Origin of the sequence: Streptomyces sp. NPDC048415, assembly GCF_040651675.1 — a bacterium.
Taxonomy (GTDB): domain Bacteria; phylum Actinomycetota; class Actinomycetes; order Streptomycetales; family Streptomycetaceae; genus Streptomyces.
The window spans coordinates 90,420-107,957 of sequence record NZ_JBEZKJ010000005.1; the positions used below are offsets into that span (position 1 = coordinate 90,420).

The window sequence follows — 17,538 nt, forward strand, 5'->3', positions numbered from 1 at the left end:
CAATCGACCGTCACGACGGCATTTCCGCAGGTCAGAACGCATTGTCAGTGGCGTGGTGCACGGTGGAACCAGATCCGAACCGGCCGAGCTGGAGGGGGACCGAGCCATGTCCGTGTCCGTTGAACCGACGTCCGTCGACGCAGCAGTGGAAGAGAGCGCGGGGCAGGCCGCGGGAGTGACCGCTCAAGACGCGGCTGAGGCGCTGCGGCCGCACGCCGAGGACGCCTTCGCCACCGAACTCGCCGCGCTGGCGGCGCAGGACGACCGGCCCCGCCCGGCCCGCTGGCGGTTGTCGCCGTGGGCCGTGGCGACGTATCTGCTGGGCGGCACCCTGCCGGACGGCACGGTGATCACGCCCAAGTACGTGGGACCGCGTCGGATTGTGGAGGTCGCCGTCACCACGCTCGCCACCGACCGCGCGCTGCTCCTGCTCGGGGTGCCCGGCACCGCGAAGACCTGGGTGTCCGAGCACCTGGCCGCCGCGGTCAGCGGGGACTCGACGCTGCTCGTGCAGGGCACGGCCGGGACACCGGAGGAGGCGATCCGGTACGGCTGGAACTACGCGCGGCTGCTCGCGCACGGGCCGAGCCGGGACGCGCTGGTGCCGAGCCCCGTCATGCGGGCCATGGCCGAGGGCATGACGGCCCGCGTCGAGGAACTGACTCGCATCCCGGCGGACGTGCAGGACACATTGATCACGATCCTCTCCGAAAAGACGCTGCCGATACCGGAGTTGGGTCAGGAAGTGCTGGCCGTCCGCGGCTTCAATCTGATCGCCACCGCCAACGACCGCGACCGCGGGGTCAACGAGCTGTCGAGCGCGCTGCGCCGGCGCTTCAACACCGTGGTGCTGCCGCTGCCGGAGAGCGCCGAAGCCGAGGTCGACATCGTGTCGCGGCGCGTCGACCAGATCGGCCGCTCCCTCGACCTGCCGGCCGTGCCCGACGGCATCGACGAGATCCGCCGCGTCGTCACCGTCTTCCGCGAGCTGCGCGGCGGGATCACGACCGACGGGCGTACGAAGCTGAAGTCGCCCAGCGGCACGCTGTCCACCGCCGAGGCGATCTCCGTGGTCACGAGCGGCCTCGCTCTGGCCGCCCACTTCGGCGACGGCGTCCTGCGGGCGAGCGACGTCGCCGCCGGCATCCTCGGCGCCGTGGTCCGCGATCCAGCGGCCGACCGTGTCGTCTGGCAGGAGTACCTGGAGGCGGTCGTCCGCGAGCGGGACGGCTGGAAGGACTTCTACCGTGCCTGCCGGGAGGTGAGCGCATGACGGTCTTCACAGAAGGGCCGCTGCTGCTCGGCGTGCGGCATCACGGGCCCGGGTCGGCGCGGGCCGTCGGGGCCGCGTTGGAAGCGGCGGCTCCCCGCGTCGTGCTGATCGAGGGGCCCCCGGAGGCGGACGCGCTCATCCCGCTCGCCGCCGAGCAGGACATGCGGCCCCCGGTCGCCCTGCTCGCCCACGTCGTCGACGAACCCGGCCGGTCCGCCTTCTGGCCGCTGGCCGAGTTCTCGCCCGAGTGGGTGGCGATCCGATGGGCCTTGGACCACCGAGTCCCGGCTCGTTTCATCGACCTCCCGGCGGCCCACACGCTGGCGTGGGGCAAGGAGGAGCCGCCGCCCGCACCCGAGCGACCCGCTGAAGAGGCCGTGCGGATCGACCCCCTCGCCGTCCTCGCCGAGACGGCCGGGTACGACGATCCCGAGCGGTGGTGGGAGGACGTGGTCGAGCACCGGGGAGAGGCGGCGGGCGATCCGTTCGTGCCGTTCGCCGTGCTCGAGGAGGCGATGGGGGCGCTGAGGGAGGCGTACGGGGTCGGGGGAGACGACCGCGACCTGGTCCGGGAGGCGTATATGCGGCTCCAGACGCGGGCGGCGCAACGCGAGTTCGGCGGCGAGGTGGCCGTGGTGTGCGGCGCCTGGCATGTGCCCGCGCTACGGCAGAGGACCGCGATAAGTCTCGACCGGGCGCTCCTCAAAGGGCTGCCCAAGGCGAAGGTCGACCTGACCTGGGTGCCCTGGACGCACCGTCGGCTCTCCCGGGGCAGTGGGTACGGCGCGGGCATCGACTCACCGGGTTGGTACGGGCATTTGTTCAACGCCCCCGACCGCCCCGTAGAGCGGTGGATGACGAAGGTGGCCCGGCTGCTGCGCGACGAGGACCGCGGGGTCTCGTCCGCGCACGTCATCGAGGCGGTGCGGCTGGCCGACACCCTCGCCGCGATGCGCGGCCGCCCGCTGCCGGGGCTGACCGAGACCACCGACGCCGTACGGGCCGTGATGTGCGAGGGATCGGACGTGCCGCTGGAGCTCGTGCGGGACCGGCTCGTGGTCGGCGATGTGCTGGGGGAGGTGCCGGAGTCCGCGCCGGCGGTGCCGTTGCAGCGTGACCTGGCGCGGCTCCAGAAGCGACTGCGGCTCAAACCGGAGGCGCTGGAGCGGGAGTTGGAGCTCGACCTGCGCAAGGAGACCGACGCCGGGCGCAGCAGGCTGCTGCACCGGCTGCGGCTGCTGGGTGTCGGGTGGGGTGAGCCCGCGGTGTCGCGCGGGAGCACGGGCACGTTCCGGGAGACCTGGCGGCTGCGCTGGGAGCCGGAGCTGTCGGTGCGGGTCGCCGAGGCCGGCGTGTGGGGCACGACGGTCCTGGCCGCGGCGACGGCCAAGGCCGAGACGGACGCCGTCGCCGCGCCCTCGCTGGCCGATGTCACGGCACTCGCCGAGCGCTGCCTCCTTGCCGAACTCCCGGACGCGCTGCCCGTGGTCATGCAGGTCCTAGCCGACCGGGCCGCCCTCGACGCGGACGTCGGCCACCTCGCCCAGGCCCTGCCCGCCCTGGTCCGCTCCCTGCGCTACGGCGACGTGCGCGGCACGGACACCCGCGCCCTCACCGACGTGGCGGCCGGCCTCGCCGAGCGGATCTTCGTCGGCCTCCCCCCGGCCTGCGCGGCCCTCGACACCGAGGCCGCCGAGGAAATGCGCCGCCATGTCGACGCGGTGCACGGTGCGGTGGGGCTGCTGGGGGAGACGGCCACGACGTCACGCGGCGGCTCACGGCCGCCGGGCGGCACCGGGCCCTCAGGGGGCACGGGGCCCTCCGCCCGCACCGAGCCTTCCGGCGGCATGCGACCCTCCGACGGCACGCGGCCCTCCTCCGACGGCACAAGGCCCTCCGTCGGCAAAGCGCCCTCCGTCGGCGAAGCGCCCTCCGGTGACGTGCCGCCCTCGGGTGGCACACCGCCCTCCGGTGACGTGCCGCCCTCGGGTGGCACACCGACCTCCGGTGACGTGCCGCCCTCGGGAGGCACACCGCCCTCCGGTGACGTGCCGCCCTCGGGTGGCACACCGACCTCCGGTGACGTGCCGCCCTCCGGTGACGCACCGCCCGCCAGTGACCCACAGCCCTCCCGCGACGCACCACCCTCCCGCGCCCCGGAAAGGGACGGGCCTCGCGCAGCGACCACCGATGGAATACGCGACCGCTGGTACGCCGTGCTGCGCGTGCTGGCCGCGCGTGACAGCGTGCCGGGGGTGGTCCGCGGACGGGTCGTACGGCTGCTGCTGGACGAGGGCGAGTTGGCGCGGGAGGAGGCCGCGCGGCTCATGGGGCTCGTGCTGTCGCCGGGGACGGCGCCGGCGGACGCGGCCGCGTGGATCGAGGGCTTCGTCGGGGGCGGCTCCGGGGGCGGGATGCTACTCGTGCACGACGAGCGGCTGCTCGGGCTGGTGGACGCGTGGCTGTCCGGGGTGCCGACGGAGGCGTTCACCGATGTGCTGCCGTTGCTGCGGCGTACGTTCTCGGCGTACGAGGCCGGGGTGCGCAGGACGCTCGGCGAGCTGGTCCGGCGCGGCCCGGGGGCGCGGGGGAGCGCCGAGGCCACCGCCTCCGGGATACCCGGGTTCGGACCCGACCTCGACCTCGAGCGCGCCGACGCCGTACTGCCGGTGCTCAGCCTGCTGCTCGGGCTGGACGAATCCGACGGCGACAAGGAAGCCGACGGCCACGTAGGTGACGGCCACGTAGGCGACGGCCACGTACACGACGGCCACATACACGACGAGCACGTAAGTGACGACAACGACCTTGCGAGGGTGGCGCCATGACCGCGGTACCGGTGGACGCGAGCGACGAGCGGCTGCGGCGCTGGCGACTCGTGCTCGGGGGCGACGAGGCGGACGGCACAGGGCGCGTGCTCTCGGGGCGGGACGCGGCGATGGACGGGGCGCTGAGCGCGCTGTACGGCAAGGGGAGCAAGGCGCAGTCGGGGCGGGACCGTTCGGCGGGACTCGGGGCCTCCGCTCCGTCGGTCGCGCGCTGGCTCGGGGACATACGGACGTACTTCCCCTCCTCCGTCGTCCAGGTCATGCAGCGGGACGCCATCGACCGGCTCGGGCTGTCCGCCTTGCTGCTTGAGCCCGAGATGCTGGAGGCGGTGGAGGCCGACGTACACCTCGTGGGCACCTTGCTCTCCCTCAACAAGGCCATGCCGGAGACGACCAAGGAGACCGCGCGGGCCGTCGTGCGCAAGGTGGTCGAGGACCTGGAGAAGCGGCTCGCCACCCGTACCCGGGCCACGCTCACCGGCGCCCTCGACCGCAGCGCCCGGATCAGCAGACCCCGCCACCACGACATCGACTGGAACCGCACGATCGCGGCGAACCTCAAGCACTACCTGCCCGAGTACCGCACGATCGTGCCCGAGCGGCTGATCGGCTACGGGCGCGCCTCGCAGTCCGTGAAAAAGGAGGTCATCCTCTGCATCGACCAGTCGGGATCGATGGCGGCGTCCGTCGTCTACGCCTCCGTGTTCGGTGCCGTCCTCGCGTCGATGCGGTCCATCGCCACCCGGCTCGTGGTCTTCGACACGGCCGTCGTCGACCTGACCGACCAGCTCGAGGACCCGGTCGACGTTCTCTTCGGCACCCAGCTCGGCGGCGGTACGGACATCAACAGGGCGCTCGCGTACTGCCAGTCGCAGATCACCAAGCCCGCCGACACGGTCGTCGTGCTCATCAGCGACCTCTACGAAGGAGGAATACGGAACGAGATGCTGAAGCGGGTCGCGGCGATGAAGGCATCGGGGGTGCGGTTCGTGACGCTGCTCGCGCTGTCCGACGAGGGGGCGCCCGCATACGACCGTGAGCACGCGGCGGCGCTCGCGGCGCTGGACGCACCGGCGTTCGCCTGTACGCCGGACCTGTTTCCCGAGGTCATGGCGGCGGCGATAGAGAAGCGTCCGCTACCGATACCGGACACCAGGTGAGGAGAGTGGCAAATCCAGACATGACTACCCATCAGTAACAGAGGACTTGCGCAACCTCGGGAGTCCCGTGCGAGGATCGACGCGGCCTCAAAGCCGTCTCTTGCCTTCGTACGGGAGGACCCTCCCCCTCTTGCCCCTGTCAGCCGTGCTGCCCGGTGCCGCTCTGCGCGTGACGCGTACGGCGGCCGGACGACGTGTGCTGCAAGTGGTGCTGCTGGTCGGCGGGTTGTTCGCGCTCGGCTTCCTCTGCGGGCAGCAGGCGCACGCGGCCGACGGGGCGGTGCCCACGACTCCGGCGCGGATCGTTCAGCCGGCGAAGAGCTCGGTGGATCGCGTGGCGGATCGCATGGTGGAACCGGCCACTTCGGCTCCCGAGGCCATCGCCGACCCGTCGAGCACTGTCACACAGGCGTGGGGCACCGTCACACAGGCGTCGAGCACCGCGACACACGCGTCGAGCACCATGGCACACGAGTCGAGCACCGTGACACACGAGTCGAGCACCGTGACCCAGGCGACGAGCACCGTGACACATGCGTCGAGCACCGTCACACGCGCGACTCATGCCACGCGGGCCACGGTCACGCACGTCACCCTCACCGTCGTGCGGCCGAGCCGCGATCTGGCCGTCGCACGGCCGACCCGCGACCTGGCGGAGACGGTGAGCGGTGGGCTCCCCCGAACCCCGCCGGACGTACTGCCGTCCGCGCCGGGGCTCCACGATCTGCCGGGGCCTCTGCCGACACTTCCGGGCGTGGGCAATCAAACCCCGCCCGCCGCGGGTTCGGCCTCGCAGCAGTCGAGCGGAATGGCGCGGCAGCCGGACGCGGTGGACAGGCATGGCGCGGAGTCGCAGCGGACGGCCGAGGAGGCCGCGTCGGCGTACGGGCCAACCGTTGGGGAAGCGAAGACCGACGGCGCTGACGCGCGCCACCGCGACCGCGGCGGCGTACGAGCCGGGCAGGCCCCCCACCGGCAGGCGCCCCCCGGCGACCCGACCGGCGCGCTGGGCGACCAGTCCGCGGTCGCCAACGGCGCGCCGCGGCACGGCGATCCGCATGCCGTCACTCCGAACCACCGGGCGCCGCTGCGGCTCGCGCCCGGCGCCTCCGCGGTCCTGACCGCGGCCGAGACCCGGGACAGGCACCCGGACATTCCAGTTTTCCCCGGCTAGGGCAGTCCTTCCCCCGCTCAACGACCTGCCGCGCGGGGGCGGTACAGGTCTGCCCGCCGTCCGGACACCCCTCCGAAAGCCGGACGGAAGCCCTGGAATTCAAGGATCTGACGCAAGCATGAACAAGAACATTCGCCGTTCCATCGTCATAGCCGCCGGTGCCACCGGTGCGTGGGCGCTCGGCTCCGCCGTCGCCAGCGCGGACGAGCTGCCCGCGCCGTCCGTCTCGGTGCCCGACGTGACCGCCGACGTCAGCGACACCGTCGGTTCGGTCACCGACACCGTCGGCTCCGTCACCGATACCGTCCACGGCATCACCGACGGCACCGCCGTCACGGATGCGACCGCCAAGGCAGGCTCCACCGCCGACGCCGCCACCACCCAGGTCAAGAACGCCCAAGCCAAGACCACCCAGGCCAAGACCACCCAGGCCAAGACCACCCAGGTCAAGAAGGCGGCCACCGCTCCGGCGAAGACCGCCGACCACGCCCGCCGCTACGTCGAGGCCACGGTCCCTTCTCACGCCGTCACCCCCCTCTCCCACGCCAGGACCGCCGCCGGCCAGGCCAGCGGCAAGGCGCAGGGGACCGTCGCCGACGTCAGCGCCCCGCGGGACGGGATCGACTACCTCTTCGGCCCGCTCTCGGCCTTCGCACCGGAGCTGGAAGAGGCCCTCGCCGGCGCTCAGAGCAAGCTCGCGGCCGCCCAGCGCGCCATGGCCGGTGTGCCGTCCGCGGCGCAGACAAAGGTTCAGGAGACCGTCGCCACGGCGGGGAGGGCGGCGGGTACGGCGGCGGGACCGGCCGTGACCGGCGCCCCCGCCCGGGCCCAGGGCGCCGTCGGCTCCGCCGTCGGCACCGCGATCCCGGTCGTCGACGAGACCACGGCCGCCGCCCTGCCGCCGGTCGCCGCCACCGCCGTCCAGGGCGTCACCCCGGTCGCGGACCACACCGTCGGCCAGGTGGCACCGCTGGCGTACGGCGCCGAGGGCAACGCGACCGCACTGGCATACGGCGCCGAGGGCAACGCGACCGGACTGGCATACGGCGCCGAGGGCAACGCCACCGGACTGGCGTACGGAGCTGGCGGCAACGCGACCGCACTGGCGTACGGAGCCGGGGGCAACGCCACCGGACTGGCGTACGGCGTGGCCGGTGACGCCACGACCCTGGCGTACGGCGTCGCCCACGACGCGACGACCCTCGCCCACGGTGCCACCACAACCGCGTCGACTCTCGCCTACCGAGCCACGGCTGACGCGACGACCCTCGCGCACGGTGCCACCGCCAACGCGTCGACTCTCGCCTACGGAGCCACCGCTGACGCGGCGCCCCTGGCGCACGGTGCCACGGGCGGCGCGAGCGCCCTCGCGTACGGCGCCGTCGGTGACGTACAGCCGTTCGCCACAGGCCTTGCCGGTCAGGTCGCCGGCGACACCGCCGCCTCCGTGCTGCCGCCCGTCGCCGCGACCGCGGTGCACGGTGTCGTGCCGCTCGCCGGGCAGGCCGTCGGGGACGCGGGCGCGCTGGCGTACGGCGTGTCCGGTGACGTCCGGCCCTTCGCGGGCGGCGTCGCCGGTGACGCGGGGACGCTCGCGTACGGCGTCACCGGACAGGTCACGCCCTTCGGTCAGGGCGTCACCGACGAGGTGCCGCCCTTCGCCGCCGGCGTGACGGGCGCGGTGCAGCCGGTCGTGCAGACCGTGGTCGACCAGGTCCAGCCCGTCACGTACGGCATCGGCCACAGCGCCAACGACTTGGCGTACGGCGTCGCGGGCGACGTGCAGCCGTTCGCGGGCGGGGTCGTGGGCGAGGCCGACCCGTTCGCCCACGGTGTCGCCGGGCAGGTCTCCCCGTTCGCACAGGGCCTGACCGGAACCGTCGACGCGACCGGCCGCCCCCTCGCGGGCAACGCCGTCACCGGCGCCCAGGGCGTGGCCGACTCGCTCGCGCCGAGCTACGCGCACAACGTGCACTACGACACGTACAGCATCTAGCGGCATCCAGCGGTTTCCGCTGCCATGGGTCGGCGACCCGCGAAGCCGGCGTACGGCATTCGGCGACTCCGCAGGGTCACGGCCCCGTACGGCCGAAAGCCGTCGGTCCGTGCGACCGGACCCTCGCGGATGGGGCCGGGTGGTCCCCATTGGGGTGGGGACCGCTCGCCCCGCCCCCTTCGGGGCTGTTCAAGGGGCCTCACCAGGCAAACCCCAGCCTGGTGAGGCCCCGCTCTGTGACAGGTATCACCGCTCAGGTGTGATCTGCGATTTAGGGCCCCGCGTCCAGCGGCGATAACCTGCGAGACGGACATGCCGCGCGCTCGGACACCGTGTGCGCCACCCTTGTGACAGCGGACGTCACGTTGCCCTTCGCGGCACGCCCACGGAGACAGCAGACCGCAGAGCGGCGAGATCACTGATAGGGACGGACGCGCGTGGACCTGTTCGAGTACCAGGCGAGGGACCTCTTCGCCAAGCACGGTGTACCGGTGCTGGCCGGTGAAGTCATTGACACGCCTGAGGCAGCCCGCGAGGCGACCGAGCGTCTTGGCGGCAAGTCCGTCGTCAAGGCCCAGGTGAAGGTCGGTGGCCGTGGAAAGGCCGGTGGCGTCAAGCTCGCCGCCACCCCGGACGAGGCCGTCGCCCGCGCGACGGACATCCTCGGCATGGACATCAAGGGCCACACGGTCCACAAGGTGATGATCGCCGAGACCGCGCCCGAGATCGCCGAGGAGTACTACGTTTCGTACCTCCTCGACCGCACCAACCGCACCTTCCTCGCCATGGCGTCCGTCCAGGGCGGCGTGGAGATCGAGGTCGTCGCCGAGGAGAACCCCGAGGCCCTCGCGAAGGTCCCGGTCGACGCCAATGAGGGCGTCTCGATCGAGAAGGCCCGCGAGATCGTCGCCCAGGCGAAGTTCCCGGCCGAGGTGGCCGAGCAGGTCGCCGAGATCCTGGTGACGCTGTGGGACACCTTCATCAAGGAGGACGCCCTCCTCGTCGAGGTCAACCCGCTCGCCAAGGTCGCCGACGGCCGCGTCATCGCGCTCGACGGCAAGGTCTCCCTCGACGAGAACGCCGATTTCCGTCAGCCGGAGCACGAGGCCCTCGAGGACAAGGAGTCGGCCAACCCGCTCGAGGCCGCCGCCAAGGCCAAGAACCTCAACTACGTCAAGCTCGACGGCGAGGTCGGCATCATCGGCAACGGCGCGGGTCTCGTCATGAGCACCCTGGACGTCGTCGCGTACGCCGGTGAGGCGCACGGTGGCGTCAAGCCCGCCAACTTCCTCGACATCGGCGGCGGCGCCTCCGCCGCGGTGATGGCGAACGGCCTGGAGATCATCCTCGGCGACCCGGACGTCAAGTCCGTGTTCGTCAACGTCTTCGGTGGTATCACCGCCTGCGACGAGGTCGCCAACGGCATCGTGCAGGCGCTGCAGCTGCTCGCCGACAAGGGCGAGGCAGTCACCAAGCCGCTGGTCGTGCGTCTGGACGGCAACAACGCCGAGCTGGGTCGCAAGATCCTGTCGGACGCCAACCACCCGCTCGTGCAGCGCGTGGACACCATGGACGGCGCGGCCGACAAGGCCGCCGAGCTCGCGGCCGCGAAGTAAGGGACGAGGGAAAGAACAGCCATGGCTATCTTCCTCAACAAGGACAGCAAGGTCATCGTCCAGGGCATGACCGGTGCCACGGGCATGAAGCACACCAAGCTCATGCTCGCTGACGGCACGAACATCGTCGGCGGCGTCAACCCGCGCAAGGCGGGCACCTCCGTCGACATCGACGGCACCGAGATCCCGGTCTTCGGCACGGTCGCCGAGGCGATCGAGAAGACGGGTGCCAACGTGTCCGTCCTCTTCGTGCCGCCGGCCTTCGCGAAGGCCGCCGTCGTCGAGGCGATCGACGCGGAGATCCCCCTCGCGGTCGTCATCACCGAGGGCATCGCCGTCCACGACTCCGCCGCCTTCTGGGCGTACGCGAAGTCGAAGGGCAACAAGACCCGCATCATCGGCCCGAACTGTCCCGGACTCATCACCCCGGGCCAGTCGAACGCCGGCATCATCCCGGGCGACATCACGAAGCCGGGCCGCATCGGTCTGGTCTCGAAGTCCGGCACGCTGACGTACCAGATGATGTACGAGCTCCGTGACATCGGCTTCTCGTCCGCCGTCGGCATCGGTGGCGACCCGATCATCGGTACGACGCACATCGACGCGCTCGCCGCGTTCGAGGCCGACCCCGACACCGACCTGATCGTCATGATCGGCGAGATCGGCGGCGACGCCGAGGAGCGTGCCGCGGACTTCATCGCGAAGAACGTGACGAAGCCGGTCGTCGGCTACGTCGCCGGCTTCACCGCACCCGAGGGCAAGACCATGGGCCACGCCGGCGCCATCGTCTCCGGCTCCTCCGGCACGGCCGCCGCGAAGAAGGAGGCCCTCGAGGCCGCGGGCGTCAAGGTCGGCAAGACGCCGACCGAGACGGCGAAGCTGGCTCGTGAGCTTCTCGCCGGCTGAGCTGTTTCCCAGCTGAACGTCGGGTGGGCCCGTACCCCTGCTGGGGGTGCGGGCCCACCGGCGTTTCCTGGGCCTCTGCCGCAAGGGACCCGGCACAGCGGTCACCAGCCCTCCGGAACCAGCCTTCCCGGGCCGCTCACCGTTTCCGCGCGCAGCTTGGTGTGGAGCTTCAGTTCCGCCTGGGAGAGGGGGCCCGGGGCGGCGCGGGGTGGCAGGCCGTGGATTGTTTCGGGCGGGCCGAGGGGCGTCTCGTAGTGGTCGGGGGCCGTTCGGAGGGTCAGGGTGGTGGCGCCGATGAGCAGGACGGTGAAGGCGATGGCGGCGCGGGTCCACTGACGGGCGCGGCGTTCGCCGCCCCAGCGGACGGTGCGGGGCGGCGCCGCACGCAGCCGCTCCGTGCTCGCGACTTCGGCGAGCCGGCGGTGCAGCTCCTGCGGTACCGCCAGCTCCGGCAGGCGAGCCCCGACGGCCGCGCGTGCGTGCAGCAGCCGGCCCGCCGCCGCGGGCGTGCTCGCCTCCGTCTCGGCCGCGGTCTCGGGCAGGCCGAGCCCGACCCCGTCGTACAGCAGCAGCGTGCGCCGGTGGACGGGCGGCAGCTTCAGGAGCACGTCGAGCAGCGCGCGGTCGGCGGCGTCGGAGGGAGGCGCCTCCGCGCAGCGGTGGCGGGGGCGCATCCGGTGCCACGGGGAGAGCGCGTACTCGTGCGCCGTCGCCCGCACCCACCCGGCCGGATCCCGGTCCACGGCCACCTCGGGCCAGCGGTGCCAGGCCAGTTGGAAGGCCCGCTCCACGGACTCGCGGGCCAGTTCGCGCCGCCCGGTGAGCAGATAGGTCTGCCGTACGAGGGCGGGGGCGCAGAACGCGTAGAGGGCGTCGAAGGCTTGAGCGGGCGTCAGCAGGGGCGGCGCCGGGAGCGGGGGTTCGACGTCCCGGTCCGGGCCCGAGGCCTCCCCGGGCGGCTGCGCCCCTTCGGGTGACGTCTCTACGGGGCCCGCGCTCCCGGCGCCCACCAGCCCGGGAAGGACCCTCTCCTGACGGGCGGTCACCTCGGTCCCGGTGCAGGCCGGCTCGGTCAGCAGCTTCGCGTACGCCTCCCGATTGCGGCCGCGTGGCCTCGTACGGCCGGTCTCCCACGAGCGCACCGTCTCGCGGGAGACGCCCACTCGGGCGGCCACCTGAGCCTGGGTCAGCGACTTGGCCTCGCGCAGCCGGCGGCACTCCTTGGGGGCGGGCAGGGGGGTGGCAGGACTCTGCGTCATGTCGGACCCCTCCAGGAGCCCTTTAGTACGAAAAAGTGCATAACTGCATATTGAGCGACACATCCGGGGTTCGCCTGTTACGACGAGAAAGCGCGTGTCGTTGGGAACATGGCGGTCGTGACCCAAATGACCGACCGCAGGCTGTCGTTGTCGCCCCTGCTCACCCGGATGCGCCACCGACCCCCCGGACTGGCCGCCAGCCTCCTGGGTGGCGCGCTCGCGGCGGGCCTCGGGCTCGCCTCGTTCGCCGTCCTCGTCATGATGCTGTGGGTCAGCTCGCCGTACCCGGACAGCGGACCGGGCGGAGCGCTGCATGTCGCCGCCGCGTTGTGGCTGCTCGCGCACGGCGTGGAACTGATCCGCACCGAGACGTTGTCGGGCCTGCCCATGCCGGTGGGCGTGACGCCGCTGCTCCTTCTCGTGCTGCCGGTCTGGCTGCTGCACCGGGCGGCGCGCGACGCGGCGGACGCGGAGTCCGAGGCGGCACCGCGTACCGCATGGGCGGGGGCCGTCGCCGGCTATCTGGCCGTCGGCGCCGCCGCCGCCCTGTACGCCTCGGGCGGCGAGTTGCGGCCCTCCTGGGGGTGGACCGCCCTGTGCCTGCCGCTGCTCGCCGCGGGGGTGGCCGGGGCGGGGGTGTGGGCGGCGTACGGGTATCCGTGGAGTCCGATGCCGTCGTGGGCGCGGCGGGGTGTCGGCGCGCTCCCGCCGCGACTGTCCTCGGGCGTACGTCGCTTTGCCGCCGCCGGCGACGGCCGGTTGCCCGGGGCCGTGGTGCGGGCCGCCGGGGCCGGCACTGCGGCTCTGGTGGGGGGCGGGGCTTTGCTGGTGGCGGTGTCGCTGGTGTGGCACGGGGGGACGGCCCGTGCCTCGTTCGTGCAGCTCAGCGACGCGTGGTCGGGCCGCTTCGCCGTCCTGCTGCTGTGTCTGGCCCTGGTGCCGAACGCGGCGGTGTGGGGGGCGGCGTATGGGCTCGGGCCCGGGGTGGTCCTGGGGACGGGGCAAGTGGTGGCGCCCTTGTCCGCCGCCGCTGCGGGGCCGCGGGCGGTGGCCGATCTCCTGCCCGCCTTTCCGCTGCTGGCGGCCGTGCCGGGGGCTGGGGGGCCGCTGAGCTGGGTGTGCGGGTTGGTGCCGGTGGGGGCAGGGGTGACGGTGGCATGGGTCGTGGTGGCGGCGGCCGTGCCGGGGGGTGGGGAGCGGGAGGAGGTCTGGTCCCGGGGGCGGACGGTGGCCGTCGTGTCGCTCGCCGCCGTGGTGTGCGGCGGGGCGCTCGGGCTGCTGGCCGGGCTGGCCGGGGGACCGCTCGGGGTGGCGGCCCTGGCCCATTTCGGGCCGGTGTGGTGGCAGGTGGGGCCTGCGGGAGTGGTGTGGACGTGGGTGGTGGCGGTTCCTGTGGCTGTGGGGTTGCGGGGCTGGCGGGTTCGGCAGCGGTCGGTGAGCGGGGCCGGGGGGCGTGGGGGGCTTGTTCGAGTGCGGGTGCCCTCGTTGCCGGCCTGGTTCTCGCGGCGGTCGGCCCCGGCGTCGACCTCTGTACCGGCGGTCGCTCCGGCCGAGGCGGAGGCCGACGCCGTGGTGCCGGACACCGGGCCGTACGACCTTCTTCCCTTGGACGAGGACGAGGACGAGGACGAGAGCCGCGAGTCCCGCGAGTCCCGGGAGACCCGCGAGTCCCGGGAGACCCGCGAGTCCCGGGAGACCCGCGAGTCCCGGGAGACCCGCGAGTCCCGGGAGTCCCGATGGGCGGCGCTGAAAGATGCGGCGCCGTCTCCGGAGCCGCCGGATCCCGCGTGAGGCTCGTCCGGAGGGCGGGTTTTCGCCTCTCCCGCCGCCCCGTTCCCGTCCTTGGGGCTCCGCCCCAAACCCCCGCTCGTCAAACGCCGGAGGGGCCGAATGCTCAGCCGTGGGTGCCCAGCAAGCCTCGGAGTTCCTTCGGGAGGAGGTCGTTGCAGGACTGCTTCGCGGCGTTGGTGAGCGCGTCGTTCGTGCAGGAGTAGTAGTCGCTGTACACGAGCTGTGCGGTGAACGTCGCGGCGACCATGGCGATGGCCAGTGACGCGGTGACGAGCCCGCTCACCGCGGCGGTGGTCTGCGGCCGACCGCTCGGCTCGGGCGCCGGTGTGTCCGGATCCGGCGTACGCGGCTTGGCCCGCAGGGCGCTGCTGCCCCAGTACAGGGCGAGCGCACCGAGCAACAGCGCCACGTACGGCCAGCTGAAGAGGGCGAAGAAGAACGCCCACATGCCCGAGAGCAGGGCGAAGCGCGCCCGGCGCTGGGCCGGATCCGTCGGGTCCCAGCGCATCCCGGTGCCCGGACCCCCGCCGGGTCCTTCAGGCCCGCCCTGCCCCTGCGGCGCTCCCGGCCTGTCACCGAACCCGCCGCCGGTCGAGGGCCCGGGCTGCCGGTCGCTCCACTGGCTGCCCCACGGGGACTCCCCGGATCCGCCGTTCTCGTCCCCGCCCTGCCCCTTCGCGGGCCGCCGCGGCTGCCACGGCCGGTCGGGCGTGCCCTCCGGGGGCGGCGCGAACGGATTGTCGTCGTCAGGGGCCTCGGGGCTCCGCCCGTCCGGTGAGCCGTCACCGCTGTTCCCGTGCGCGGAGCCGTTCGCGTCGTTCGGGGCCTCTCCGTCCGACCGTGGCGGGGTGGGCGAAGGGCGCCGCTCGCGCAGCAGGAGCGGAGGGAGTCGGAGACTGCGGTCCGGCATCAGGTGAGCGTCTTCCCCTTGGTGGTCCTGGCAGGCGGCGTGTCCGCACAACATCGTGCTCGCGACGCGCACCCCAGCTGTTCGTGTCCCGGGCCCGCGCCCGGATGTCCTCCCCAGGGCCCGCGCCCCGAGCGTTCGCGCCCGTCCACAGGTCAACGTCCCGCGCGTGCGGGGCGTTCCCCGGTGCCCGGCGGTGTTCCCGGGTGGATGCTCCCCAGACGCTACCTTCCGGCCACGCCCCCGTCCCGTGGGGGCTGTCCGGTGTGCCGGTATCGTTGCTGACGGTCGGCCGGTTCGTAGACTTCCCCGTATCCCGGGGCGTGATGCATTCGTACGACCGTACAAACGCTCTCCCGAGAAAGGGCCCCGTCGTGGCCAAGGCCAAGCGCCTCGTCGTGCTGGTCTCCGGATCAGGTACGAATCTGCAGGCACTGCTCGACGCCATCGCGGCCCAGGGCACGACGGCCTACGGAGCCGAGATCGTGGCCGTCGGGGCCGACCGTGACGGTATCGAGGGGCTCGCGCGCGCCGAGCGGGCCGGGCTGCCCACGTTCGTGTGCCGCGTCAAGGACTACGGCACCCGCGAGGAGTGGGACGCGGCGCTCGCCGGGGCGACGGCCGCGTACGAGCCCGATCTCGTCGTCTCCGCCGGGTTCATGAAGGTCGTGGGGAAGGAATTCCTCGCCAGGTTCGGGGGCCGGTTCGTCAACACGCACCCCGCCCTGCTGCCCAGTTTCCCGGGGGCCCACGGCGTGCGGGACGCACTCGCGTACGGCGCGCGGGTCACCGGATGCACCGTCCACTTCGTCGACGACGGCGTCGACACCGGACCGATCATCGCGCAGGGCGTGGTGGAGGTCCGGGACGAGGACGACGAGAGCGCGCTGCACGAGCGCATCAAGGAAGTCGAGCGAAGGCTGCTCGTCGATGTCGTGGGGCGGCTCGCCCGCAACGGCTATCGCATTGAGGGACGAAAGGTAGTTATCCAGTGACCGCCGACAGCACAGTCACGGCCGAGAGCACCGAGAGCACCAAGCGGGTCATCCGGCGCGCGCTCGTCAGCGTCTACGACAAGACCGGCCTCGAGGAGCTGGCACGCGGGCTGCACGAGGCGGGCGTCGAGCTGGTCTCCACCGGCTCCACCGCCGCTCGTATCGCCGCCACCGGCGTCCCCGTCACCAAGGTCGAGGAGCTGACCGGCTTCCCCGAGTGCCTGGACGGCCGCGTCAAGACCCTGCACCCGAAGGTCCACGCGGGCATCCTCGCCGACCTGCGGCTCGAGGACCACCGGCGCCAGCTCGCCGAGCTGGGCGTCGAGCCGTTCGACCTCGTCGTCGTCAACCTCTACCCGTTCCGCGAGACCGTCGCCTCGGGCGCGACGCCCGACGAGTGCGTCGAGCAGATCGACATCGGCGGTCCGTCGATGGTCCGTGCCGCCGCCAAGAACCACCCGTCCGTGGCGGTCGTGACGAGTCCCGCCCGGTACGCCGACGTCCTCACCGCCGTCGACGGCGGCGGCTTCGACCTGCGCACCCGCAAGCGGCTCGCCGCCGAGGCCTTCCAGCACACGGCCTCGTACGACGTCGCGGTCGCCTCCTGGTTCGCGGACGACTACGCGGCCGTCGACGACAGCGGCTTCCCCGACTTCCTGGGCGCGACCTACGAGCGCAAGAACACCCTCCGCTACGGCGAGAACCCACACCAGGGTGCCGCGCTGTACGTCGACGGCACGGGGGGTCTCGCCGAGGCCGAGCAGCTGCACGGCAAGGAGATGTCGTACAACAACTACACGGACACGGACGCCGCGCGCCGTGCCGCGTACGACCACGCCGAACCCTGCGTCGCGATCATCAAGCACGCCAACCCGTGCGGTATCGCGGTCGCCGCGGACGTCGCCGAGGCGCACCGCAAGGCGCACGCCTGCGACCCGCTGTCGGCGTTCGGCGGCGTCATCGCGGTCAACCGGCCGGTGACGAAGGAGATGGCCGAGCAGGTCGCCGAGATCTTCACCGAGGTCATCGTCGCGCCCGGGTACGAGGAGGGCGCACTCGAAGCCCTCACCAAGAAGAAGAACATCCGCGTACTGCGCGCCGACCAGGCGCCCGCGAACCCCGTCGAGGTCAAGCAGATCGACGGCGGCGCGCTCCTTCAGGTGACGGACCGTCTGCAGGCCGACGGCGACGACCCCGCCAACTGGACCCTCGCCACCGGTGAGGCGCTGGGCGCCGCGGAACTCGCCGAACTCGCCTTCGCCTGGCGGGCCTGCCGCGCCGTGAAGTCCAACGCGATCCTGCTCGCCAAGGACGGCGCCTCGGTCGGCGTCGGCATGGGCCAGGTCAACCGCGTCGACTCCGCGAAGCTCGCGGTCGAGCGGGCGGGCGCCGAGCGTGCCCGTGACGCGTACGCCGCCTCGGACGCGTTCTTCCCGTTCCCCGATGGCCTGGAGATCCTCACCGAGGCGGGCGTCAAGGCCGTGGTCCAGCCCGGCGGTTCGGTCCGCGACGAGCTGGTCGTGGAGGCCGCGAAGAAGGCGGGCGTCACGATGTACTTCACGGGCACCCGCCACTTCTTCCACTGATCGCCTCGGTACGGCGGCCGCCGGCCCTCCCCCGAAGGAGCCGACGG

12 protein-coding genes are annotated in these 17,538 nt (G+C 72.7%); 10 read left to right on the forward strand and 2 right to left on the reverse strand.

The annotated features are described in order from the left end of the window. Positions 1 to 106: 106 nt before the first annotated feature. From AB0D27_RS05945 to sucD, 7 genes are all read left to right on the forward strand, one after another. Positions 107 to 1,273: an AAA family ATPase gene (locus AB0D27_RS05945; RefSeq protein ID WP_362502585.1), complete on the forward strand. Its 1,167-nt coding sequence runs from the start codon at positions 107 to 109 to the stop codon at positions 1,271 to 1,273. Further along, on the forward strand, positions 1,270 to 4,101 hold the full coding sequence (locus AB0D27_RS05950) for a DUF5682 family protein (RefSeq protein ID WP_362502588.1): 2,832 nt from the start codon (positions 1,270 to 1,272) through the stop codon (positions 4,099 to 4,101). Before AB0D27_RS05945 ends, AB0D27_RS05950 begins: the two co-directional genes overlap by 4 nt. Next, positions 4,098 to 5,261, forward strand: a complete 1,164-nt coding sequence (locus tag AB0D27_RS05955) for a VWA domain-containing protein (RefSeq protein ID WP_362502591.1) — start codon at positions 4,098 to 4,100, stop codon at positions 5,259 to 5,261. Before AB0D27_RS05950 ends, AB0D27_RS05955 begins: the two co-directional genes overlap by 4 nt. Positions 5,262 to 5,391: 130 nt before the next feature. Next, positions 5,392 to 6,435, forward strand: a complete 1,044-nt coding sequence (locus tag AB0D27_RS05960; protein WP_362502594.1) for a hypothetical protein — start codon at positions 5,392 to 5,394, stop codon at positions 6,433 to 6,435. 118 nt (positions 6,436 to 6,553) lie between these two features. Then, positions 6,554 to 8,431: a hypothetical protein gene (locus AB0D27_RS05965; protein WP_362502597.1), complete on the forward strand. Its 1,878-nt coding sequence runs from the start codon at positions 6,554 to 6,556 to the stop codon at positions 8,429 to 8,431. A gap of 437 nt (positions 8,432 to 8,868) precedes the next feature. Further along, on the forward strand, positions 8,869 to 10,047 hold the full coding sequence (gene sucC / locus AB0D27_RS05970; protein WP_362502600.1) for an ADP-forming succinate--CoA ligase subunit beta: 1,179 nt from the start codon (positions 8,869 to 8,871) through the stop codon (positions 10,045 to 10,047). A gap of 21 nt (positions 10,048 to 10,068) precedes the next feature. Beyond that, positions 10,069 to 10,953, forward strand: coding sequence for a succinate--CoA ligase subunit alpha (gene sucD, locus AB0D27_RS05975; RefSeq protein WP_362502603.1), 885 nt, complete (start codon positions 10,069 to 10,071; stop codon positions 10,951 to 10,953). A 101-nt stretch (positions 10,954 to 11,054) separates the two neighbouring features. Here the strand turns inward: sucD and AB0D27_RS05980 are convergent, their stop codons facing one another. After that, positions 11,055 to 12,212 (reverse strand): helix-turn-helix domain-containing protein, encoded by a 1,158-nt coding sequence (locus AB0D27_RS05980; protein WP_362502606.1) that lies wholly within the window; start codon positions 12,210 to 12,212, stop codon positions 11,055 to 11,057. Between the two features lie 108 nt (positions 12,213 to 12,320). Here AB0D27_RS05980 and AB0D27_RS05985 point away from each other — a divergent pair, with 108 nt between their 5' ends. Next, the gene (locus AB0D27_RS05985; protein WP_362502608.1) at positions 12,321 to 14,003 is read left to right on the forward strand and encodes a DUF6350 family protein; all 1,683 of its coding nucleotides are present in this window, start codon (positions 12,321 to 12,323) and stop codon (positions 14,001 to 14,003) included. 103 nt (positions 14,004 to 14,106) lie between these two features. Here AB0D27_RS05985 and AB0D27_RS05990 read toward each other — a convergent pair whose 3' ends face one another. Next, positions 14,107 to 14,913 carry a hypothetical protein gene (locus AB0D27_RS05990; protein WP_362502611.1) on the reverse strand — a complete coding sequence of 269 codons (807 nt, stop codon included), beginning with the start codon at positions 14,911 to 14,913 and terminating at the stop codon, positions 14,107 to 14,109. Between the two features lie 323 nt (positions 14,914 to 15,236). Here AB0D27_RS05990 and purN point away from each other — a divergent pair, with 323 nt between their 5' ends. Continuing rightward, positions 15,237 to 15,905, forward strand: coding sequence for a phosphoribosylglycinamide formyltransferase (purN, locus tag AB0D27_RS05995; RefSeq protein WP_362502614.1), 669 nt, complete (start codon positions 15,237 to 15,239; stop codon positions 15,903 to 15,905). After that, positions 15,902 to 17,491 (forward strand): bifunctional phosphoribosylaminoimidazolecarboxamide formyltransferase/IMP cyclohydrolase, encoded by a 1,590-nt coding sequence (gene purH, locus AB0D27_RS06000; RefSeq protein ID WP_362502617.1) that lies wholly within the window; start codon positions 15,902 to 15,904, stop codon positions 17,489 to 17,491. The genes purN and purH overlap by 4 nt, the downstream gene beginning before the upstream one ends. The last annotated feature ends 47 nt before the right edge of the window (positions 17,492 to 17,538 follow it).